General features: G+C 69.6%; 20 protein-coding genes. 10 read left to right on the top strand and 10 right to left on the bottom strand.

What is annotated here, in order from left to right:
* Nucleotides 1–26: 26 nt before the first annotated feature.
* Together DK254_RS17140 and DK254_RS17135 are read right to left on the bottom strand one after the other, a co-directional pair.
* Entirely contained in the window at nt 27–872 is an 846-nt protein-coding gene (locus tag DK254_RS17140; protein ID WP_109934744.1) for an ABC transporter substrate-binding protein, read from the bottom strand.
* Nucleotides 873–1,181: 309 nt separating this feature from the next.
* Nucleotides 1,182–2,114 (bottom strand): LysR family transcriptional regulator, encoded by a 933-nt coding sequence (locus tag DK254_RS17135; protein WP_109934743.1) that lies wholly within the window; start codon nt 2,112–2,114, stop codon nt 1,182–1,184.
* A gap of 161 nt (nt 2,115–2,275) precedes the next feature.
* Between DK254_RS17135 and DK254_RS17130 the strand changes: the two genes are divergently transcribed.
* The 6 genes from DK254_RS17130 (at nt 2,276) to DK254_RS17105 (ending at nt 7,411) form a co-directional block, all read left to right on the top strand.
* Nucleotides 2,276–3,028, top strand: coding sequence for a 5-oxoprolinase subunit PxpA (locus DK254_RS17130; protein ID WP_109934742.1), 753 nt, complete (start codon nt 2,276–2,278; stop codon nt 3,026–3,028).
* On the top strand, nt 3,025–3,738 hold the full coding sequence (gene pxpB, locus DK254_RS17125) for a 5-oxoprolinase subunit PxpB (RefSeq protein ID WP_109934741.1): 714 nt from the start codon (nt 3,025–3,027) through the stop codon (nt 3,736–3,738). Before DK254_RS17130 ends, pxpB begins: the two co-directional genes overlap by 4 nt.
* Entirely contained in the window at nt 3,735–4,661 is a 927-nt protein-coding gene (locus DK254_RS17120) for a biotin-dependent carboxyltransferase family protein (protein WP_109934740.1), read from the top strand. Before pxpB ends, DK254_RS17120 begins: the two co-directional genes overlap by 4 nt.
* A 54-nt stretch (nt 4,662–4,715) precedes the next feature.
* Nucleotides 4,716–5,594 (top strand): DUF1353 domain-containing protein, encoded by an 879-nt coding sequence (locus DK254_RS17115; protein WP_109934739.1) that lies wholly within the window; start codon nt 4,716–4,718, stop codon nt 5,592–5,594.
* Between the two features lie 1,137 nt (nt 5,595–6,731).
* Complete coding sequence (locus DK254_RS17110) at nt 6,732–7,082, top strand: type II toxin-antitoxin system RelE/ParE family toxin (protein ID WP_109934738.1); 351 nt, start codon at nt 6,732–6,734, stop codon at nt 7,080–7,082.
* 5 nt (nt 7,083–7,087) lie between these two features.
* Nucleotides 7,088–7,411, top strand: coding sequence for a DNA-binding protein (locus tag DK254_RS17105; protein WP_089393554.1), 324 nt, complete (start codon nt 7,088–7,090; stop codon nt 7,409–7,411).
* A gap of 66 nt (nt 7,412–7,477) precedes the next feature.
* On the opposite strand, the gene DK254_RS17100 is transcribed toward DK254_RS17105, so the two are convergent.
* Nucleotides 7,478–8,854, bottom strand: coding sequence for an MFS transporter (locus DK254_RS17100; RefSeq protein WP_109934737.1), 1,377 nt, complete (start codon nt 8,852–8,854; stop codon nt 7,478–7,480).
* A 510-nt stretch (nt 8,855–9,364) separates the two neighbouring features.
* On the opposite strand from DK254_RS17100, the gene quiC reads away from it, so the two are divergent.
* On the top strand, nt 9,365–11,275 hold the full coding sequence (gene quiC / locus DK254_RS17095) for a 3-dehydroshikimate dehydratase QuiC (RefSeq protein ID WP_109934736.1): 1,911 nt from the start codon (nt 9,365–9,367) through the stop codon (nt 11,273–11,275).
* A gap of 90 nt (nt 11,276–11,365) precedes the next feature.
* The gene (locus DK254_RS17090) at nt 11,366–12,034 is read left to right on the top strand and encodes a TetR family transcriptional regulator (RefSeq protein ID WP_089393551.1); all 669 of its coding nucleotides are present in this window, start codon (nt 11,366–11,368) and stop codon (nt 12,032–12,034) included.
* Here the strand turns inward: DK254_RS17090 and DK254_RS17085 are convergent.
* The 4 genes from DK254_RS17085 to DK254_RS17070 all read right to left on the bottom strand — a co-directional run bounded on the left by DK254_RS17085 (nt 11,976) and on the right by DK254_RS17070 (nt 16,632).
* Nucleotides 11,976–13,703, bottom strand: a complete 1,728-nt coding sequence (locus DK254_RS17085; RefSeq protein ID WP_109935770.1) for an FAD-dependent oxidoreductase — start codon at nt 13,701–13,703, stop codon at nt 11,976–11,978. The two genes, DK254_RS17090 and DK254_RS17085, sit on opposite strands and share 59 nt — an antisense overlap.
* Before the next feature lie 63 nt (nt 13,704–13,766).
* A complete protein-coding gene (locus tag DK254_RS17080; RefSeq protein ID WP_109934735.1) occupies nt 13,767–14,087 on the bottom strand; it encodes an NIPSNAP family protein in 321 nt (106 codons plus the stop codon).
* 2 nt (nt 14,088–14,089) lie between these two features.
* Complete coding sequence (locus tag DK254_RS17075; RefSeq protein WP_109934734.1) at nt 14,090–15,820, bottom strand: FAD-dependent oxidoreductase; 1,731 nt, start codon at nt 15,818–15,820, stop codon at nt 14,090–14,092.
* On the bottom strand, nt 15,817–16,632 hold the full coding sequence (locus tag DK254_RS17070) for a shikimate dehydrogenase (RefSeq protein WP_109934733.1): 816 nt from the start codon (nt 16,630–16,632) through the stop codon (nt 15,817–15,819). Before DK254_RS17070 ends, DK254_RS17075 begins: the two co-directional genes overlap by 4 nt.
* A gap of 150 nt (nt 16,633–16,782) precedes the next feature.
* Between DK254_RS17070 and DK254_RS17065 the strand changes: the two genes are divergently transcribed.
* Nucleotides 16,783–17,553, top strand: a complete 771-nt coding sequence (locus tag DK254_RS17065) for an IclR family transcriptional regulator C-terminal domain-containing protein (RefSeq protein WP_109934732.1) — start codon at nt 16,783–16,785, stop codon at nt 17,551–17,553.
* 83 nt (nt 17,554–17,636) lie between these two features.
* A complete protein-coding gene (locus tag DK254_RS17060; protein ID WP_109934731.1) occupies nt 17,637–18,380 on the top strand; it encodes a sulfite exporter TauE/SafE family protein in 744 nt (247 codons plus the stop codon).
* A gap of 408 nt (nt 18,381–18,788) precedes the next feature.
* On the opposite strand, the gene DK254_RS17055 is transcribed toward DK254_RS17060, so the two are convergent.
* The 3 genes from DK254_RS17055 to DK254_RS17045 form a co-directional block, all read right to left on the bottom strand.
* On the bottom strand, nt 18,789–19,640 hold the full coding sequence (locus DK254_RS17055) for a shikimate dehydrogenase (protein WP_109934730.1): 852 nt from the start codon (nt 19,638–19,640) through the stop codon (nt 18,789–18,791).
* A gap of 4 nt (nt 19,641–19,644) precedes the next feature.
* Complete coding sequence (gene aroQ / locus DK254_RS17050) at nt 19,645–20,085, bottom strand: type II 3-dehydroquinate dehydratase (RefSeq protein ID WP_109934729.1); 441 nt, start codon at nt 20,083–20,085, stop codon at nt 19,645–19,647.
* A 194-nt stretch (nt 20,086–20,279) separates the two neighbouring features.
* Nucleotides 20,280–21,119, bottom strand: coding sequence for an aldo/keto reductase (locus DK254_RS17045; protein WP_109934728.1), 840 nt, complete (start codon nt 21,117–21,119; stop codon nt 20,280–20,282).
* Nucleotides 21,120–21,143: the final 24 nt, after the last annotated feature.

Below are 21,143 nucleotides of genomic sequence, written 5' to 3'. Positions count from 1 at the left end.
GGCCGGCCGGCTGGCCGGCCGTCGGTTCAGTTGCCCAGCGCCTGGGCGACGTCCGCCGCGGTCGGCTCGGCGAGGTTGTAGCGTTGCAGCAGGGCCTGGTATTCGCCGTCCTGCTTCATGGCCTCGAAGCCCTGGCGCAGGCCGTCGAGCAGCTCGCCATTGCCCTTGCGCACGGCCAGGCCGATGACCACCGGGTAGATCAGCTCGCGGGAGGCGATCTGCAGGCGGCCCTGCAGCTTCTCGGCGGTGATCTTGGCCACCGCGGCGTTCTCGAACTGCACGTCCACCGCCTTGGCCAGCAGGGCCTGGGCGGCTTCCGGCGAGGTGGGGAACTCGCGCGACTGGATCGCCGGCTTGCCCTGGGCCACGCAGTAGTCGCGCGAGACCTCCAGCAGCCGGGGAATCCACGAGCCGCCCTTGATCGAGGCCACGCGCTTGCCGCACAGATCCTCGGCGCGCTGCGGGCGGAAGTCGTCGTCGCTGCGCACCAGCAGCGAGGCGCCGCTCTTCAGGTAGGGCAGGAAGTCCACCTGGCGGGCGCGCTCCGGGGTGACGTAGAGCGCCGAGGCGACCACGTCGAAGCGCCGCGCGTTGACGCCCATCACCAGGTTGGCGAAGCGGGTGTCGCGGAACTCCGTCTGCAGCTTCAGGTGCTCGCCCAGGCCCTTCATGAACTCCGGGTCGAAGCCCGCGGGCTGGCTCTGTTCGAGGTAGGCATAGGGTGGGTAGGTGAGGTCCGAGCCGACGCTCAGCCGCCCCTCCTCCAGGGTGCCGGTGACCGCCGCCATGGCCGGCGCGGCCAGCGCCAGCACGCCGGGCAACGCCAGTGCCGCCAGCCAGCCCGCCTTCCTGCCCACAATTCGCTGTTTCATGGTGATGCCCTCGCAGAGTGATTGTTCAACAATCTTTCCATTATGAGTAATCAAACTTGATGCCAACTCAGAAAAAGGCCGCCTGAAAATGGCCTTCGGCAGGAAAAAATCCGTTCTCTCGGAGGAAGTTCCCGCGTCCACGTGCGCTGTTACGGGGCAGGCGTTACCAAATGGAGCAGCGTGCTATCGAAAGGCTACCCAGCGCCCCGGCGGGAACAGCGGCAAGCCAGGCGGGCAGCCGGCCGCGCGGCCGAGGGCGATCGGTAACACTACGGCAAGGCCGAGGGCGCCGTGCCGGCTCGGCAAGGCTCAGCGAGCGGCCGCGGACGGCAGCGCGAAGCAGGTGCCACCAGCCTGCTGCGCGTAGTCGGCCAGCGCCGCCTGGCCCATCTCCAGCACCTGCTCCACCAGTTCCAGGCCGCTGCCGCCGCGCCAGGAAGCCAGCAGCGGCAGGTCCGGCGGCGGCGGCTCGACGCACAGCTCGACCAGCTCGCCACGCGCCAGTTCCCGGGCCACCAGCGCCGGCGGCAGCGCGCCTATGCCGAAGCCGTCGCGCACCAGGCGCGTCATGGCCGCCACCGAGTTGATGCAGCTCAGCCGCGGCAGGCTGACGCCCCGGGCCTGCAGCATGGTCAACAGGTCCAGGTGCGGGCGCGAATGCTTGGAGAAAGTCACCACGCGCTCGCCGGCCAGTTCCTCCAGGCCGGCATAGCCACGCTCGTATGCCGAGCCGCGCGCGGCCACCCAGCGCAGCGGATAGCTGCCCAGTTCCAGGTTGAGCACCGACTCGTGGCGGATCGGGTCGGTCTGGAAGACCAGGTCGAGGTAGCCCTTGCGCAACTGCTCGGCCAGGTTGATCGCGGTGTCGGCCATCAGCTCCACCTCCACCTCCGGGAAGCGCTCGGTCACCCGCGCCACCAGCGGGCTGAGCCAGGTATGCACGACCGTGTCCATGGCGCCGATGCGCACCCGCCCCTGGCCGACGCGGCCGGCGTCGATGGCCTGGCGCAGCGCCTGCGCGGTATCGAGCATGCGCTCGGCGTACTCGAGCACCTGCTGGCCCTGGGGCGTCAGGCTCACCCCACGCGAGTCGCGGACGAACAGCTTCACTCCCAGTTCGCCCTCGAGCACGGCGATGCGGCTGGAGATGGAGGCCTGGGTGCTGAAGAGCTTCTCGGCGGTGAGGCGGAAGCTCTTCAGGCGGGCGACCCAGACGAAGGTTTCGAGGAATTTCAGGTTCATGGCCAGTACCGCGCAGCGATGCGCAAGCATAACCCCGACGTGCACGGCGGTCAGGCGCCGGTATCGGAAAAACCTGTCACCGGCGACCGCATTTATTAGTTGGACGCGCGCCCGGCGGCCTCGAAGAATTTCGTCCTACCGCCACCGGACCGAGGACGACCATGCACCTTCCCCTGCTCAACTGCGACATCGGCGAAAGCTTCGGCGCCTGGAAGATGGGCCTGGACGCCGAGGTCATGCCGCACATCGACTGCGCCAACATCGCCTGCGGCTACCACGCCGGCGACCCCGGCAGCATGCGCCGCACCGTGGCCCTGGCGCTGGAACACGGCGTGCGCATCGGCGCCCACCCCGGCTACCCCGACCTGCTCGGCTTCGGCCGCCGCTCCCTGGAGTGCAGCGCGCAGGAGGTCGAGGACATGCTGCACTACCAGGTCGGCGCCCTCGACGGCATCTGCCGCGCCCAGGGCGCCCGCGTGAGCTACATCAAGCCACACGGCGCGCTGTACAACGACATGATGCGCAAGCCCGAGCAACTGCGCGCGGTGATGCGCGCGGTCGCGGCCTACGACCGCGAGCTGCCGCTGATGCTGCTGTCCACCCGCGACAACCAGGGTGCCCTGGCCATGGCCGCCGAGTTCGGCCTGCGCCTGTGGTTCGAGACCTTCGCCGACCGTGCCTACACCCCCGAGGGCCACCTGGTGTCGCGCCAGTTGCCCGGCGCGGTGCACCACGACAGCCGCCAGGTGATCGCCCAGGCGCTGACCCTGGCCCGCGGCGAGGCGCTCACCGCCAGCGACGGCGGCGCGCTGCGCCTGCGCGCCGACACCCTCTGCGTGCACGGCGACAACCCCGGCTCGGTGGAGGCCGTGCGCCAGCTGCGCGCGGCCCTGGACGCCCTGGTGCCGGCATGAGGCCGCGCCTGGAAGTGGTCGCCCTGGACAGCTACATGCTGCGCCTGTTCGACGCCATCGACGAAGCCAACATGCCCTGGCTGCTGGCCGCCGCGCGGCGCCTGGACGAGGTCTTCGGCGACGAGCTGCTGGAGCTGGTGCCTTCCTACACCACCCTGATGCTGCGCTTCGACCCGCTGCGGCTGGAGCCGCTGGCGCTCCGCGAACGCCTGTTCGCCGCCCTCGACGGCCTGCAGCCGCTGCCCGGCGAGAGCAGCCGCGAGCAGGTGCTGCCGGTGTGGTACGACCCCGGCGTCGGCCCCGACCTGGCCCGCCTGGCGCGGCACAGCGGGCTGGATGCGGCCGAGGTGATCCGCCGCCACAGCGGCCGCGCCTACCAGGTGTTCGCCCTCGGCTTCGCTCCGGGCTTCGCCTTCATGGGCCTGGTCGAACCGGCCCTGGCCTGCCCGCGCCTGGCCACCCCGCGGCAACGGGTGGCGGCCGGCAGCGTCGGCATCGCCGAGCGCCAGACCGCCGCCTACCCGCTGGCCTCCCCCGGCGGCTGGAACCTCATCGGGCGCACCCCGGCGCGCCTGTTCGACCGCGAACGCGACGGCTACAGCCTGCTGCAACCCGGCGACCGGGTGCGCTTCGAGGCCATCGACCGCGCCGAATTCATCCGCCTGGGCGGCGACGACACGCCCATGCCCGCCGAGGAGGGCCTGGCATGACCGTGCTGCACGTGGAAAAGAGCACCCCGCTGGCCCAGCTGCAGGACGGCGGCCGCTTCGGCGTGCGCCACCTGGGCGTGACCCAGGGCGGCGCCCTGGACTGGGAAGCCCAGGCCTGGGCCAACTGGCTGCTGGGCAACCGCCTGGACGCGGCAGTGCTGGAGATTCCCCTGGGCGGCGTGGTCCTGCGCGCCAACGCCGACACACAGCTGGCCCTGGCCGGCGCCGACCTGGCCGCCGAACTCGACGGCCAGCCGCTGGCCCCCTGGCAGGCCTTCGCCATGCGCGCCGGCCAGCGCCTGGGCTTCCACCAGCCGCGCAGCGGCGCCCGCGCCTACCTGGCGGCCCCCGGCGGCTTCCTCGGCGAAGCGGTGCTGGGCAGCTGCGCCACCGTGGTCCGCGAAGGGCTCGGCGGCCTCGACGGCCAGGGCAAGCCGCTGGCGGCCGGGGACGCGCTGCGCGCCGCCGGCGGAACGCCCCCGCAACGCCACATGCAGGCCCACCAGCGGCCGTGCTACGACGGCCCGGCGCACCTGGAACTGATCCTCGGCGCCCAGGCCGGCGACTTCGCCGGGCAGAGCCTGTTCGACGCCTTCGAGGCCACCTGGAGCCTCGACCAGCGCGCCGACCGCATGGGCATGCGCCTGCTCGGCCCGCCGTTGCACTACCTGGGCAGGCCGATGATTTCCGAGGGCATCCCCCTGGGCGCCGTGCAGGTGCCCCCGGACGGCCAGCCAATCGTGCTGCTCAACGACCGCCAGACCATCGGCGGCTACCCGCGCCTGGGCGCCCTCAGCCCCAGGGCCCTGGCGCGCCTGGCGCAATGCCTGCCGGGCGCCGAGCTGCGCCTGCGGCCCAGCGTGCAGCCCGCGGCGCTGGAAGCGCACCGGCGCCTGTTGGCGCAATGGCGACAGGTCGACTGAAGCCGGCGAGCAGCAATGGCACAATGGCATCCTCCAGACATCACGGAGGATGCCATGCAAGCCGCCCCACCGCTGAACCGCCCGCTGCTGCGCCACCTCGCCAACCTGCTGGTCACCGCCCTGGGCCTGGTGCTGCTGGGCCTGGCCTGGCTGCTGCAGCCGCTGCTGGTGCAGTACCTGCTGGCCGGCGCGCTGCCGGTGTACCTGGGCGTGCTGCTGCCGCAACTGGTGGGCCGCCGCGAGCGCCTGCGGCGCATCCGTGCCGCGCGGGCGGCCTCGGTGGAGCGCTGGGGCTTCTGCAGCCGCGACCGCCCCGGGCCCTGGGTCAACTACATCGACTTCCCGCTCACGGTGGCCTGCGAGGAAGCCCGTGGCTGCTTCTTCTATAGCGAATGGCTGGTGGTCCACGACGGGCGCATCATCGTCAACCCCGGGCACAGCGAGGTCGACCTGGCGCGCGGCGAGGTGCGCTACCACTTCGACCGGCCGCGCACCTACGCCTGGGACGGCTGCTCGCCGAAGGTGCCCTTCTACTGGCTGGCGATCTTCGGCACCCCGGACTGGTGGGAGCACCTGGAGGACCTGGCCTGCATCCGCGACGGCGAGGTCCGCCGCAAGCAGGTGTTCTGGCCCCTGGCGCACCATGCCAGCCTGGTGCACGACGCGCTCTACCAGTTCCTCAACGTCTCGCCGCTGGACAAGGCCTGCGCCGACCGCCTGTTCCAGCGGATGCTGCTGGACGCCGGCATGCCGCGGCCGCTGGCGTACCTCTATTACCTGGCGGTGGTGCTCGGCGGCGCTCCGAAGATGCGCCGGGTGCGCAACGGCAACAGCCCGTTGCGCTGCCTGACGCCTATCCCCGGCGCGGCGGCCGAGCCGGCCCGGGAGGCCCGGCTCGGGGTGCCTGGTGCGGTTCATTTGGGCAAGGACTAAGCGTCCCTTTCCGGGGGCGTAGGTGTTGGGTTTCAGAGCGCCCTCTCCCCAACCCTCTCCCGCAAGCGGGAGAGGGGGCTGTCCGTGCCACCGGAACGTCTGGCGTGGTCGGTTAGTCCAATCGCGGACGGAGTCCGCTTTTACGCCCGTGCTTTTCTGGAACCGTAGGAGCGGACTCTGTCCGCGATTCGGCGGATAACGCCGTAGGCGTTATGCGCCCTACGGGTTTTCCGAGAGCTTTAGGTGCTGGGTTCAAGAGCGCCCCTCTCCCCAACCCTCGCCTACGCGGCCCGCCCTGAAGGGAGAGGGGGCTGTCCCGAGCAAGCGAATAACACAACGTCAGCCGGCAAGGCCGTAGGGCGAATAACCGTTCGCGGTTATCCGCCGTTGACCGTGCCACCGGGGTGTCCGGCGTGGCCGGTGAATCCAATCGCGGACGGAGTCCGCTCCTACGCCCGTGATTCCTGGAACCGTAGGAGCGGACCTTGTCCGCGATTTGGCGGATAACGCCGTAGGCGTTATGCGCCCTACGGGTTTCCAGAGAAACAACCGAGCGCACCGGAACGCCCCTTCAGAAGGCCGAGCGAAACCGGCGCTCAGGAGGTCATGCGACATGGATGTCGCGAGAGCCCCGATGGGCTACAGGGACGTACCCTCGGGGCGGGCCTCCGTGGCGGGGGAGTTCGCGAGGGTAGCCCGGCTCCATCGGGCCCGTATGCGGGGCAAGCCTTCTTGGTTACTTCTTTGAGGTTCGGCTTCCCGACGTTTGAAAGAAGTGACTCGCCCGAGGGGGCGAAACGAGAGACATCCACGCACTCGGAGCGGCGCGCTACACCCAAACCCAATAGACAGTTGCTCCTACGTCCGTGCTTCCTGGAATCGTAGGACTCTGTCCGCGATTTTCCGTCGTTTTCGCGAGCGGGGCGGTCATGGGTGTCTGACCTGGGCTCTCGCGATGTAGGCAATTTCCGGTTTTTCTCCAGGGTGATAGCCAGGTGTGCAGCAGCGCACCCCGGGCGGGCGCCCGGCAACCGTACTTTCTCTCCCTCGCACAGACGTCGGCGAGGGGGACTCCATTCCTGAAGCAGTACTCGCCTCGTCTGATACCTATTGGTAAATGGTAACGAGGAGGTTACTATGGCGGCCATAGAGGTGGTCGAGTATGTCCGGGAAGACGCGTCCTGCCCCTATCAGGAGTGGTTCGACTCCCTGCATTTCCAGGCGGCGGCCAAGGTTGCCACCGCCAAGGTGCGCATGGCGGTGGGCAACACCTCCAACGTCAAATGGTTCGATGGCATCGGCGAATACCGCATCGACTGGGGGCCGGGCTACCGGATCTACCTGGCGAGGGACGGTGAGGCGCTCATCGTGCTGTTCGGTGGTGGCAGCAAGGCCGGCCAGGCAGCGGATATCCGCAAGGCGAAGGCGCTGCACGCCGAGTACAAGCAACGCAAGAAGGCCCGGCTCGGGCCGCAGATGAGAGGGTGATTCCAATGGCACTGACCAGGGATTTCAAACAGACCGTCGTCGCGCGCGTACAGCGTGAACCGGCATTCGCCACCGCGCTGCTCGACGAGGCCGCTTCGCTGTTCCTCAACGGCGAGCCGGACGCCGCGCGCCTGATCCTTCGCGATCTGGTCAACGCCACCCTGGGCTTCGAGCGCCTGGCGGTCGAAACCGAGAAGCCGAGCAAGAGCCTGCATCGCATGCTCTCGCCCGCGGGCAACCCGGGCATGGACAACCTGGCGGCGATCTTCGATGCCATCCGCCGCAACCTGGGGGTGGAATTCCAGGTGCGGGTGGTGCACAGCAGCTGATGCCACGAAGAAGCAAAGAAAAAGGCCCCGCATGGGGCCTTCTTCATTTCAGGCGTTCAACCCCCTTCAGTGGCTGGCCACCCGCAGGCTGTTCTGCCGCGCATTGTCGTACTCGGCTTTTTCCAGCGGCTTGGCGTCAGGCTTTCCCAGGTCTTCCATCGGCAGACGGTGGGTTTCCGGGGCCAGGTAGGCGGCGAAGGCGCACAGGCAGGTGATGAGGAAGGCCAGGCTGCCGATCACCCACGGGATGTTGTCCGAACCGGGCGGGGCGACGGCGGCGAACAGCGCCGGCAGCATGGCGGTGAGCATGGTGCCGATGTTCTGCGCGATGGCCATGGCCGAGACGCGGTAGCGGGTCTGGAACAGCTCCGGGTAGAAGGACGGGAACACCGCGTTGTAGCCCTGGTACACCAGGCCCCACATCAGCAGCGACATGAGGAAGGCCAGCGGCACGTTCTGGATGCTGATGGCGTACAGGTAGCCGAAGGCGAGCAGGCCCGAGCCCAGGGCGCCGACGATCATCGTCGGGCGGCGGCCGATGCGGTCGGAGAGGTTGCCGACGAAGGGAATGGCCAGCACCGCGACTATGTTGCCCACCACCGGGATCCACAGGTACACGCTCTTGTCGAAGCCGATGCCGTAGGCCGGCTGCACCGCGTAGGCCGCGCCGAAGATGGTGGCCACCACCGGGATCACGTTCATCAGCGACATGACCATGACCAGCAGCATCTGCTTCCAGCTGTTGCGGAAGGCCTCGGCGATCGGCGACCTGGCCACCTGCTGCTTGGCTTCCTCGTTGACGAAGGCCGGGGTCTCGTGCACCTCGCGGCGGATGATCAGGCCGGCGATCAGCACCACGGCGCTGAGCAGGAAGGGAATCCGCCAGCCCCAGGCGTTGAAGGCGTCGTTGGGCATGAAGTAGGCCAGCGGCAGGAACACCGCGGCGGCCATCACCTGGCCGGCCTGCACGCCTTGCAGGGTGTAGCTGGCGAAGTAGCCGCGGCGGCCGAAGGGGGCGTGTTCGAGGATCATCGAGCTGGCCCCGGAGATTTCCCCGGCCACGGCGAAGCCCTGCACCAGGCGCAGCACCACCAGCAGCGCCGGGGCGAGGAAGCCGACGTCGTGGTAGGTCGGCAGCAGGCCCACGGCCATGGTCGACAGGCCCATCATGAACATGCACAGCAGCAGCACGTTCTTGCGCCCGCGGGTGTCACCCCAGTGGCCGAGGAAGAAGGCGCCGACCGGGCGGGCCAGGTAGCCCACGCCGTAGGTCGCAAGCGACGCGACTATGGCCATCTTCGGGTCGGCGGAGGGGAAGAACAGCTGCGGGAAGATCAGGGCCGCGGCCTGGGCGTAGATGAAGAAGTCGTAGTACTCGAGAGCCGAGCCGATCCAACCGCTGGCGGTGGCTTTCTTGGCTTGGGAGCTGGAGGGAGTTGCCATCGTTGTCTCCGTTTCTTGTTGTAGTCGGTGCCTGCCCGCCGCCGCCGCGCCGCAGGGCGTGGTGCGCAGGTCGGGTCGGGGCACTGGAAGTCTTCGCGGGGGCCTGTCGCGCTCGGCTACGCGGCTCAGGGCAGCGGGCGAGCCGGCGTTCGTGGTGGGCTGGAGACGGCGGCGGTGAGGGGGCGTGCAGTCAACATGGGCAGGGACTCTTTGTTGAAATTGTTATGGGGCAAGGCGTCTCGCGGGCCAGGGGAGGCATGGCCCTGGTGTGTCGCGGTGAATCCATGGTCGGCCACTGGACGAAAAACCGTCAATTCGCTGATCGGCCTTTTGTTCGGTGATCGAACACAAAACTAACTGGTTCGTACAATTTGCCTTGCCGCTGGAAAATACCCTGCGAATAATCCAATGACCAGCCGTGCGTCCCACGGCTGGCGCTATTTCCGAAGGTCGCCGACAGCCGGCGGCCAGGCCATGGCTCGCAGAAGCCAGCAGCACAGGAGCCCCAGCATGCAGCGCTCGATCGCCACCGTCTCCCTGAGCGGTACCCTGCCCGAGAAACTCGACGCCATCGCCGCCGCCGGCTTCGACGGCGTGGAGATCTTCGAAAACGACCTCCTGTACTACGACGGCAGCCCCCGCGACGTGCGCCAGATGTGCGCCGACCTGGGGCTTGCGATCACCCTGTTCCAGCCCTTCCGCGACTTCGAGGGCTGCCGCCGCGACCGCCTGGGGCGCAACCTGGAGCGCGCCGAGCGCAAGTTCGACCTGATGCAGGAACTGGGCACCGACCTGGTGCTGGTGTGCAGCAACACCGCCGCCGATTCCCTGGGCGAGCGCGACATCCTCGTCGACGACCTCCGCGAGCTGGCCGAGCGCGCCGGCAAGCGCGGCCTGCGCATCGGCTACGAGGCCCTGGCCTGGGGCCGCCACGTCAACACCTGGCAGCAGGTCTGGGACCTGGTGAAGGCCGCCGACCACCCGGCCCTGGGCGTACTGCTGGACAGCTTCCACACCCTGTCGATCAAGGGCGACCCCCGCGGCATCGCCGACATCCCCGGCGAGAAGATCTTCTTCGTGCAGATGGCCGACGCGCCGATACTGGCCATGGACGTGCTGGAGTGGAGCCGGCACTTCCGCTGCTTCCCCGGCCAGGGCGAGTTCGACCTGGCGGGCTTCCTCGCGCCCATCCTGCGCAGCGGCTACAAGGGCCCGCTGTCGCTGGAGATCTTCAACGACGGCTTCCGCGCCGCGCCGACCCGCTCCAACGCCGCCGACGGCCTGCGCTCGCTGCTCTACCTGGAGGAGAAGACGCGCCGCCTGCTGGAGCAGGACGCCGCGCCCGCCGGCGACCCCGGCATCCTCTTCGCGCCGCCGCCGGCCAGCCGCTACGACGGCATCGAGTTCCTCGAGTTCGCCGTGGACGAGAACCTCGGCGCGCGCCTGGGCGGCTGGCTGGAGAAACTCGGCTTCGCCCGCGCCGGCGAGCACCGCTCCAAGGCGGTGAGCCTGCTGCGCCAGGGCGACATCAACATAGTGCTCAACGCCGAGCCGTACTCCTTCGCCCACAACTTCTTCGAGGCCCACGGCCCCTCGCTGTGCGCCACCGCGCTGCGGGTGCGCGACGGCAACCGCGCCCTGGAGCGCGCCCAGGCCTTCAGGGGCCAGCCGTTCCGCGGCCTGGTCGGCCCCAACGAGCGCGAAGTCCCCGCGGTGCGCGCCCCCGACGGCAGCCTGATCTACCTGGTGGAGCAGGGCGAGCCGGGGCAGACCATCTACGACAGCGACTTCCGCCTCGACGCCCAGGCGCAGGCCAGCGGCAACCTGCAGCGCATCGACCACATGGCCATGGCGCTGCCGGCCGACAGCCTGGACAGTTGGGTGCTGTTCTACAAGGCGCTGTTCGACTTCGAGGCCGACGACGAAGTGGTCCTGCCCGACCCCTACGGCCTGGTGAAGAGCCGCGCCCTCCGCAGCCGCTGCGGCAGCCTGCGCCTGCCGCTGAACATCTCGGAGAACCGCAACACCGCCATTTCCCACGCGCTGTCCAGCTACCGCGGCTCGGGCGTGCACCACATCGCCTTCGCCTGCGAGGACATCTTCGCCGAGGTCACCCGCGCCAAGGAGGCCGGGGTGCCGCTGCTGGACATCCCGCTGAACTACTATGACGACCTGGCGGCGCGCTTCGACTTCGACGACGAGTTCCTCAGCGAGCTGGCCTACTTCAACGTGCTCTACGACCGCGATGCCCAGGGCGGCGAGCTGTTCCACGTGTACACCGAGCCGTTCGAGGGACGTTTCTTCTTCGAGATCCTCCAGCGCAGGAATGGCTACGTCGGCTACGGCGCGGCCAACGTCGCAGTGCGCCTGGCCGCCATGGCCCAGGCGCGCAGCGGCGCGGCGCGCAAGCCCAAGCTCTGAGGGGCAGCGGCGGGGGCAGGCGCGCGGTGCCTTCCCCCGCCGCGCGCCACGGCCCATAATCGGCGGATTCCAAAGGGCAGTGAGCCAACCATGCCGAATCTCGCCGAACCCCTGGACCGCGTCACGGAAGTGCGCGGCAAGGGGCGCAAGAACAATCCCGAAAAGACCCGCGAGGGCATCCTCCAGGCGGCCATCGCCGAGTTCGTCCAGCAGGGCCTGTCCGGCGCCCGGGTGGACGCCATCGCCGAGCGCACGCACACCTCCAAGCGCATGATCTACTACTACTTCGGCAGCAAGGAGCAGCTCTACGTCGAAGTCCTGGAGAAGCTCTACGGCGACATCCGCAACACCGAGGACAAGCTGCACCTGGCGGAGCTCGCGCCACTGGAGGCGATCCGCCGCACCGTGGAGTTCGCCTTCGACCACCACGACCGCAACGTCGACTTCGTGCGCATCGTCAGCATCGAGAACATCCACCACGGCGAGTACGTGAAGAAGTCCTCGGCGATCCGCTCGATGAGCAACAACATGCTGCTGTCGCTGGCCGAGATCCTCCGCCACGGCGCTGAACAGGGGCTGTTCCGCGACGGCATCGACCCGCTGGACCTGCACCTGTTCATCAGCTCCTTCTGCTTCTACCGCATCTCCAACCGGCACACCTTCGGCGAAATCTTCCAGATCGACCTGACCGACGAGCAGGTCAAGCAACGCCACAAGCAGATGATCTGCGAGGCGGTGCTGCGCTACATCCAGCGCTGAGCCCGGCCAGCTCCAGGCCGGCGAGGTAGCCGAAGGTCATGCCCGGCCCCAGGGTGATGCCGCCGCTGGGGTAGTGGCCGGCCATCACGCTGGCCATGTCGTTGCCCACCGCGTACAGCCCCCCGATGGCCGCGCCGCTGCCGTCCAGCACCCGCGCGCGGGCATCGGTGCGCAGCCCGGCGAAGGTGCCGAGGCTGCCGGGCAACAGCTTCACCGCATAGAAGGGGCCTTTCCCCAGGGGCCGCAGCGACGGGTTGGGCCGCTGCCGCGCTTCGCCCTGGGCCTTGTTGTAGGCCGAGCGGCCGCGCTGGAAGTCCGCGTCCTCGCCGAGGGCGGCGTGTTCGTTGAAGCGCTTCACCGTCGCCTGCAACTGCGCGGCGTCGATGCCGCAGCGCGCCGCCAGCTGCGCCAGGCTGCGGGCCTTCACCAGGTAGCCGCGGCGCTCGTAGGGCAGGTCCGGGAAGGGGAAGGGCTTCACCCAGCCGATGCCGTAGCGCCGCCGCGCCCGGACGTCGGCGATCAGCCAGGCCTCGTGGGGCTCGCCCGCTGGCGTGGCGGCGAACAGGGCGTTCATGAAGTCGTGGTAGCAGTCGGCCTCGTTGACGAAGCGCCGGCCGTCGCGGCGCACGCAGAGAAAGCCGGGCTTGGCCCGTTCGACCAGGTGCGGGAAGTGGCCGACGCTGCCGTCGCGGCGCGGCACCAGCGACACCGGCACCCAGGCGCCGGCGTGGGCCAGGTCGGCGGCCACCCGGGCGCCCACGGCTTCGCCCAGGCGCAGGCCGTCGCCGCTGTTCTGCGGCGGTGCGGCGGAGCGGTGCTGCCAGCCGTCCGGGGCGTGGGGCATCAGCTGGGCGATGCGCGCGTGGTCGTGGGGGAAGCCGCCGCAGGCCAGGACCACGCCACGGCGGGCGCGGATTTCCAGGGTGTCGCTGCGGGCGCCGGTGACCTGGCCGCCTTCGTGGAGCAGTTCGTGGATCGGCGTTTGCGTCAGCAGTTGCACCTTCAAATCCAGCGCGCTGCGCAGCAGGCGGGCCACCAGGGCGTTGCCGTTGACCAGCTGCGTGCCGCGCCCGTGGCGCAGGCGCCCGTACCAATGCCGGGCGATGCGCTTGAGCACGTAGAGCGCGGCCCTGGGCGAGCGGGTGGCGTCGAGGAAGTTGGCCAGGTCGGCGCCGCCGGCGATGCCCATGCCGGCCAGGCTGACGACGTCCAGCGGCTCGCGCAGGTGGTGCAGCCAGGGGCCGAGTTCGCGGCCGTCGTAGGGCAGGGCGCACAGCGAGCGGCCGCCGGCGGCGGCGCCTTCGCCGTCGCGCATGTCCGGCATGCGGGTGCCGGAGAAGAACTGCACGGCGGTATGGCGCTGGAAGAAGTCGACCATTTCCGGGCCGTGGCGCAGGAAGGCGGCCTGGCGCTCGTCCAGCTGCTCGGCATGGACCTGGGCCTTCAGGTAACGCTCCGGCGCATCCTCCGGCTCGATGCGGCCTTCGGCGATGGCCAGCGGGTTGCGCGGGATCCACAGCCAGCCGCCGGACCAGGCGCTGGTTCCGCCGAGTTGCGCTGCTTTTTCCGCGACGACCACGCGCAGGCCATGGTGTGCGGCAGTGACCGCGGCGGCCAGGCCGGCGGCGCCAGAGCCGACCACCAGCAGGTCGCAGTCGAGGGGTTGCAAGGTGGGCATGGGGTTTCTCTTGTCGTCATGGAGCGCGCGGAACGGCTCCGCGCGCCATGGGGCTCACTGCAGCGGCGAGAAGCCGGTGGGTCGCAGCAGGCGCGACTCCAGCTTGAGCACCGCGCCCAGTTCCTTGTTGCGCTTGCCGAACTCGGCCCAGCGCGGGTCGGCGGCCATGCTGGCGCGGCGCTGCATGCGCTCGTCCAGGCTCTCGTAGGCCCACAGGTGCACCACCTGGCTGCATTCGCCGAACTCGGTGGTGAAGAAGCCCACCAGCCTGCCCAGGTGCTCGGTCTGCACCGCGTAGGCGTGGCTGTGGTAGAGGGCCAGCCAGTCGGCCAGTTTCAGCGGGTCGATGCTGTAGGTGCGCAGTTCGTAGTACATCGTCAGTGCTCCAGGGTTGCTTGTTTCGAGGCCGGCGTGGCGAGGCGCGCGGCGATATGGTTGGCGGCCAGCCAGGCGAAGGTCAGGCCGGGGCCGAGGGTGATGCCGGGGCCGGGGTAGGTGCCGTCCATCAGCGAGTTCATGTCGTTGCCGGCGGCGTAGAGGCCGGGGATGGGCCGGCCGGCCGCGTCGAGCACCCGCGCCTGGCCGTCGGTGACCAGCCCGCGGGCCGAGCCGAGGTCGCCGGTGTGGAGGCGGATGGCGTAGTAGGGCGCCTTCTCCAGCGGCGCCAGGCAGGGGTTGGGGCGGTGGTCCGGGTCGCCCATGTAGCGGTTGTAGCTGTTGCCGCCCTTGGCGAAGTCCGGGTCGACGCCGTTGCGCGCGTTGGCGTTGAAGCGCTCCAGGGTCTGGCGCAGGCCGCCGACGTCCACGCCGATGGCGTGGGCCAGGGCTTGCGGCGAGTCGGCGCGGTGCAGGTAGCCGGCCTCGATCAGCGCGCTGTTGTCGACCGGCTTCGGCCGCGCCAGTCCCAGGCCGTAGCGGTTCATGGCGGTGGCGTCGCAGACCAGCCAGCACTCGGTGTTGCCCGTGGCGAACATGCTCTGCACGAAGTGGTGGTAGGAGTTGGATTCGTTGACGAAGCGCTCGCCCGCCCGGTTCACCGCGATGACGCCCGGCTTGGCGCGGTCGGTGACCAGGTGCGGGAAGCGCTCGCGGCTGCCGTCGGCGTGGCGCAGTTCGGAGACCGGCGCCCAGAAGAAGTTCGCCGCCAACCCTTCGCCGGCCGCCGCGCCCACGCCTTCGCCCAGGCGCAGGGCGGCGCCGTCGTTGCATTCCGGCGACATGCTCAGGTGCCCGGTGTTGCTGGCCGGGCGGAAGCGTTCGGCCAGCTTGCCGGCGGCGAAACCGCCCATGGCGCAGACCACCCCGCCATGCACGCGGATGCGCTCGATGCGGCCTTCGTGCAGCACCTGCGCGCCCACCACGGCACCATTCTCGACGAGCAGTTGCTGCGCCTCGCTGTTCAGCCACAGCTCCACGCCCTTGTCGAAAGCCGTGGTGGCCAGGCGCGCGATCAGCGCATTGCCGGTGGTCAGGCGCGTACCGCGGTGGTGCCCGAGGCGGTCGATGCCGTAGCGGGCCAGCAGCTTGAGGCAGTGCCAGAGCGACTTCGGCGAACGGCGGAAGCTGAGGAAGTGCTGGATGTCGACGCGGTTCACCATCATGCCGCCGAACAGCAGCATGCCCGGCGGCGGCATGCGCAGGTAGCGGAAGCGCTCGCCCAGGCGGCGGCCGTCGTACTCGACCATCTCCAGCGCGCGGCCGAACTCGGTGCCGCCTTCCTCGTCGGGGTAGTAGTCCGGCGAATGCGGGCGCAGGGCGTAGCGCAGCTCGGTGTTGGCCTCCAGCCAGCGCAGCGCCGCGTGGCCGTTGCCGATGAAGCTGTCCACCAGCTCGGGCTTGTAGCCCCGGCCGATGGTGCGCTGCAGGTAGGTGCGCATGGCTTGCTCGGAATCCTTCGCGCCGGCCGCGCGGGCCTGGTCGGTGCCGTAGATCCACACCGCGCCGCCGGAGATGGCCGAGGTGCCGCCGAAGCTCTCGGCTTTCTCCAGCATCAGCACGCGCAGGCCCTGGCAGGCGGCGGTGGCCGCGGCGGCGAAGCCGGCGGCGCCGCTGCCCAGCACCAGCACATCGCACTCGCGGCTCCAGGCCGGGGTGGCGAGGCTGGTCATGGCTGGATCTCCAGCGGGGTGACGCCCATGAAGGCGCCCAGGTTGCCCAGTTGCGCGAAGGCCATCTCGGCGCCGGTCTGGATGCGGCAGCCGGCCTCGCGGGCACGCTCCAGCAGCGGGGTGATCTCGGGCTTGGTGACCACGTCGGCCACCAGCGTGTGGGCCTGCAGACCGTCGAGCAGCATGCCCGGCAGCGGCAGCTCGCCGATGTCGCCCATGCCCACGGGGGATGCGTTGACCAACAGGTCGAGGCCGGCGATGTCGTCGCCACCGACGCCGATGCGCACGTCCGGGAAGAGGGCGCCCAGGCGTTCGGCCAGCGCGCCGGCGCGGACCTGGTCGAGGTCGCGCAGCCGCAACTCGCCGATGCCGGCTTCGCACAGCGCATAGGCGATGGCGCTGCCGACGCCGCCGGTGCCGACCACCAGCGCACGCTTGCCGGCGGGTTGCAGGCCATGGCGCCGGGCGGCGTTGAGGAAGCCGGCGCCGTCGACGTTGTCGCCCAGCAGGCGGCCGTCGGCCTCGCGGCGGATCACATTGACCGAGCCCAGTGCCTCGGCGCGGGCGCTCAGGCCGTCCAGGCGCGGCGCCAGGGCCTGCTTGTAGGGCACGGTGACCACGCAGCCGCGCAGGTTGTGCCAGCCACGCAGGGTGGCGACGAAGGCATCCAGGGCATCGGCGCCCAGGTCGATGGCGATCATCGCGAGGTCCTGGCCGTTGTGGGCGAACCAGGTGTTGAAGTTCTCCGGCGATTTCACCTGAGCGATGGGCGTACCGACGATGGCGACCAGTTCGGTCGAACCACGAATCATGCTGACCTCCAGGGTTCTTGGCGTTGTTCTGCTGGCCAGGGTGCGGCGGCGGGCTCTTGCGCTCAATGCGATTGACGGCGCTTTAGTGCGCTATTCGCAGTAGTAATGCGATAATCGCAATATTCGGCCGAATTACCTGGAGCCCACACCTTGGAAACCCCCGGCATCCACCCCCGCGACCTGATCGCCGGCCTGCAGAAGGGCCTGGCGCTGATGCAGCTGTTCAGCGCCGAGCGCCCGCGCCTGAGCGTGCCCGAGGCGGCGCGCCTGTCGGGCCTCACGCCCAGTGCCGCGCGGCGCTTCCTGCTGACCCTGGTGCACGAGGGCTTCGCCGAGACCGACAGCCGCCACTACTGGCTGACGCCCAAGGCCCTGCGCATCGGCCAGGCCTACGTCGACTCGGCGCAGCTGCCGCGCATGCTGCGGCCGATCGTCGAGCAGGTGGCGCGGCAGACCCAGGAGCACGTCTCGGTGGGCACCCGCGACGGCGACGAGATCGTCCACGTGGTGCGCAGCCGCTACAGTCACATCGCCTCGCTGTCGATCCGCCCCGGCTCGCGGGTGCCCATGTACTGCACCGCCAGCGGCCGCCTGTGGCTGGCGGCGCTGGATGAGCAGGCGCTGGATGCCTACTTCGAGCGCAACCCGCCACGGGCGCTGACGCCCTATACGCTGACGGACCTGGCGGCATTGAAGGCGGAGATAGCCAAGGTCGCCCAGCAGGGCTACTGCCTGGTGGACCAGGAATACGAGATCGGCATGCGCGTGATCGGCGTGCCGCTGCCGGACCGCAGCGGGCGCCTGCGCGCCAGCCTGGCGATCACCACCCACGCCTCGCGCCTGGGCCTGGACGAGATGCGCCTGCGCTACCTGCCGGCGCTGTACGAGGCCCAGGCGCTGTTGCGTCCGGTGCTGGACTGAGCGGGCGCTGATCGCCCCAAAGGCCTGGCGCAGACGCGCTGACGCGGCATAATCGGCGGCTCCGCTTGCCAACGAGTTCCACGATGACCCTCGAATTCCTCCTGGTGGCGATCCCCGCCGTGCTGCTCACCGGCGTCTCCAAGGGCGGCTTCGGCGGCGCCCTGGGCGGCATCGCCGTGCCGCTGATGGCCCTGGCCATGCCGCCGACCCAGGCCGCCGCGCTGATGCTGCCGATCCTCTGCATGGCCGACGTCACCGGCCTGCGCCGCTTCTACGGCAAGTGGGACGTGCGCAACCTGAAGATCATGCTGCCCGGCGCGCTGCTGGGCGTGGCGGCGGGCGCGCTGAGCTTCGGCCTGCTCAGCGAGCGCTTCATCGCCCTGCTGATCGGCGGCATCGCCATCGCCTTCGTGCTGCTCAACGCCCTGATGGCCCGCGCCGTGGCCCAGCCGAAGCCGGCGGCGGTAGGCAAGGGCGTGGTGCTCTCGGGCATCGCCGGCTTCACCAGCTTCGTCGCCCACGCCGGCGGCCCGCCGGTGATGATGTACCTGCTGCCGCAGCAACTGGAGAAGATGCGCTACATCGCCACGGTGAACTGCTTCTTCCTGCTGACCAACGCCATCAAGCTGGTGCCCTACGCGCTGCTCGGCCAGTTCACCTGGAGCAACCTGGGCACCAGCCTGCTGCTGGCACCCATCGTGGTGCTGGGCGTGTGGCTGGGGATCTGGCTGCAGGACAAGGTCAACCATGTGTGGTTCTACCGCATCGCGCGGCTGGGGTTGCTGGCGACCGGGGTGCAGCTGGTGTGGGAGAACTGGCGGGGATAGGGGGCGTTTTTCGTAGGAGCGAGCTTGCTCGCGAACAATGACGCCAGGTTAGACTCCGGAGCTGGGCTGGAGGCCGCAACCCTCTCCCCAGCCCTCTCCCTGAAGGGAGAGGGGGCTAGTCCGTGCCGAGATAAGTGATGGTTTCAGCCTGATATCGCCGAGATTGCCGGCTAACACCATGACATCCAACCCTGCCCAACGGTCCCCTCTCCCTTCAGGGCGGGGCGCGCAGCCGAGGGTTAGGGAGAGGGCGCTCTTCTGGGCAAACACCACGGGACTTGTTGGACGTAGGGCGAATAACGCTCCGCGTTATCCGCCGCCTGACCACGGTCGAGCGCCCGCTGGCTGTAGAACAGGGCTCCGCTAGGTGTAGCGGCGTATAACCGCGAACGGTTATACGCCCTACGCTCAATCCAGGCTGCGGAAGTGGGCCTGCATGCGCTGCGCATCGGCCGGGCGGCCGCTGAAGAGTTCGAAGGCCTTCACCGCCTGGAACACCGCCATGGTGCCGCCGTCGAGGGTGCGGCAGCCGAGGCTGCGGGCGTGGCGCAGCAGTTCGGTTTCCAGCGGGAAGTAGATGATCTCCGCCACCCACAGCTCGGCGCGCAGCAGTTCCACCGGCAGCGGCGTGCCGGGCAGCTTGGCCATGCCCACCGGGGTGGTGTTGACCAGGCCGTCGGCCACTGCCATGGCGGCCGGCAGGTCCTCGCAGACCAGGGCGCGGCCGTTGCCGAAGTGGGCGTTGAGGTTGTCCACCAGGGCCTGGGCGCGGCTCGCGTCCACCTCGAAGATGCTCAGCTGCTCGACGCCTTCGCTGAGCAGCGCGTGGGCCACCGCCGCGCCGGCGCCGCCGGCGCCCAGTTGCACCACGCGGTTGCGCTTCACGTCCGCCAGGCCACGCCGGAAACCTTCGGCGAAGCCCAGGCAGTCGGTGTTGTGGCCGACGCGCTTGCCGTCCTTCAGCACCACGGTGTTCACCGCGCCGATGCCGCGCGCTTCCTCGGACAGCTCGTCCAGCAGCGGGATGATCGCCTGCTTGCACGGGAAGGTGATGTTCAGCCCGGTGAAGCCAAGGCGCTGGGCGCCGTCGAGCAGTTCGGGCAGGGCGTCCAGGTTCAGCTTCAACTGGTCCAGGTCGATCAGCCGGTACAGATAACGCAGGCTCTGGGCGTCGCCTTCGTGCTCGTGCAGGGCGGGGGTGCGCGAGGCCTGGATGCCGGCGCCGATCAGGCCGGCGAGGATGGAGGCTTTCTGGCTCATGGCGTCAACCCCGCAGCAGGTGGGCGAAGTGGTCGAGGGCCAGGCGGTAGCCGTTGCTGCCGAAGCCGGCCAGCACACCCACGGCGATGCCCGAGACGAAGGAGTGGTGGCGGAATTCCTCGCGCTTGTGCACGTTGGACAGGTGCACCTCGATCACCGGCAGCTCCACGGCGGCGAGGGCGTCGCGGATGGCCACCGAGGTGTGCGTCCAGGCCGCCGGGTTGATGACGATGCCGGCGCAACGGCCGCGGGCCTCGTGGATCCAGTCGATCAGCTGGCCCTCGTGGTTGGTCTGCTTGAAGTCCACCTGCAGGCCCAGTTCGTCGGCGCGGGCGTGGCACAGCGCCTCGACGTCGGCCAGCGTCTCGTAGCCGTAGGTGGCCGGTTCGCGGGTGCCGAGCAGGTTCAGGTTGGGGCCGTTGAGGATCAGGATCGGGAGGGGCATGCGGGTGTCTCTTGTAGGTCTTGTCGCCGCTGGAGTGCGGTCATCAGAAAATGTACTAAACAGTTACTTTCGTCAATCGCCCCCCGCGACGCCTGTCGAAAGCCCTGTAAGCCGGGCGCAGCAAGGCCCGGCGCGGCTTCTGGACCGGGCCGGGCGACTGCTGGGGTGGGCGGAAGTGTGCGATCAGCGAACGGTCAGTCCCATTGTGGGGCAAATTCCGGGCTGACCAGACGGACGTTCTTCGGCAGGGCGGCGATCTGCGCGCGGTCGGCGTCGTCCAGGCGCAGGTCGAGGGCGGCGAGGTTGGAACGCTGGTTGGCCAGGCTGGCGGCCTTGGGAATGGCGGCCACGCCGTCCTGCTCCAGCAGCCAGGCCAGGGCCACCTGGCTGGGCAGCACGCCGTGGCGCCGGGCGATGGCCTGGATCGCCGGCTCTTCCAGCATGCGCCCGCGGCCCAGCGGGGTGTAGGCGGTGAGGGCCATGTCGTGGGCGCGGGCGTAGTCCAGCAGTGGCTGCTGGTCGAGCATCAGGTGGTACTCCACCTGGATGGCCGCCAGCGGCGCGCCCAGGGTTTCCACGGTCTCGCGCAGCAGCGCCAGGGGGAAGTTGGCCACGCCGATGGCGCGCGCCTTGCCGCTGTCGCGGGCGGCCACCAGGGCCTCGACGCTGCGCTTGAGGTCGTCGCCGGCCAGGCTGCCGTTGCGGCCCGGCCAGTGGATCATGAACAGGTCCAGGTAGTCGCTGCGCAGCGCGCGCAGGCTGTCGTCCAGGGACTGGGCGAGGTCGGCCGGGGCCAGGCGGTCCCACCAGACCTTGCTGGTGACGTGGACGTCCTCGCGGGGCACGGCGCTGTCGGCCAGCGCCTGGCCGACGGCATCCTCGTTGTGGTAGCCGGCTGCCGTGTCGATGTGCCGGTAGCCCAGCTCCAGGGCCTGGAGCACGGCGGCGGTGCACTCGGCGCCGGTCATCGGCCAGGTGCCCAGGCCGAGCCTGGGCATGTTCAGGCCGTGGCGGTTGCGGATGCGTGCTTGCATGGGGTGGCTCCTGCTTGGGGTTCG

It is taken from the genome of Pseudomonas sp. RW407, assembly GCF_003176655.1.
GTDB classification, from domain to species: Bacteria; Pseudomonadota; Gammaproteobacteria; order Pseudomonadales; family Pseudomonadaceae; genus Pseudomonas; species Pseudomonas delhiensis.
Note: the sequence above shows the minus strand (reverse complement) of the source record. Positions and strands in the feature narration are given on the sequence as shown.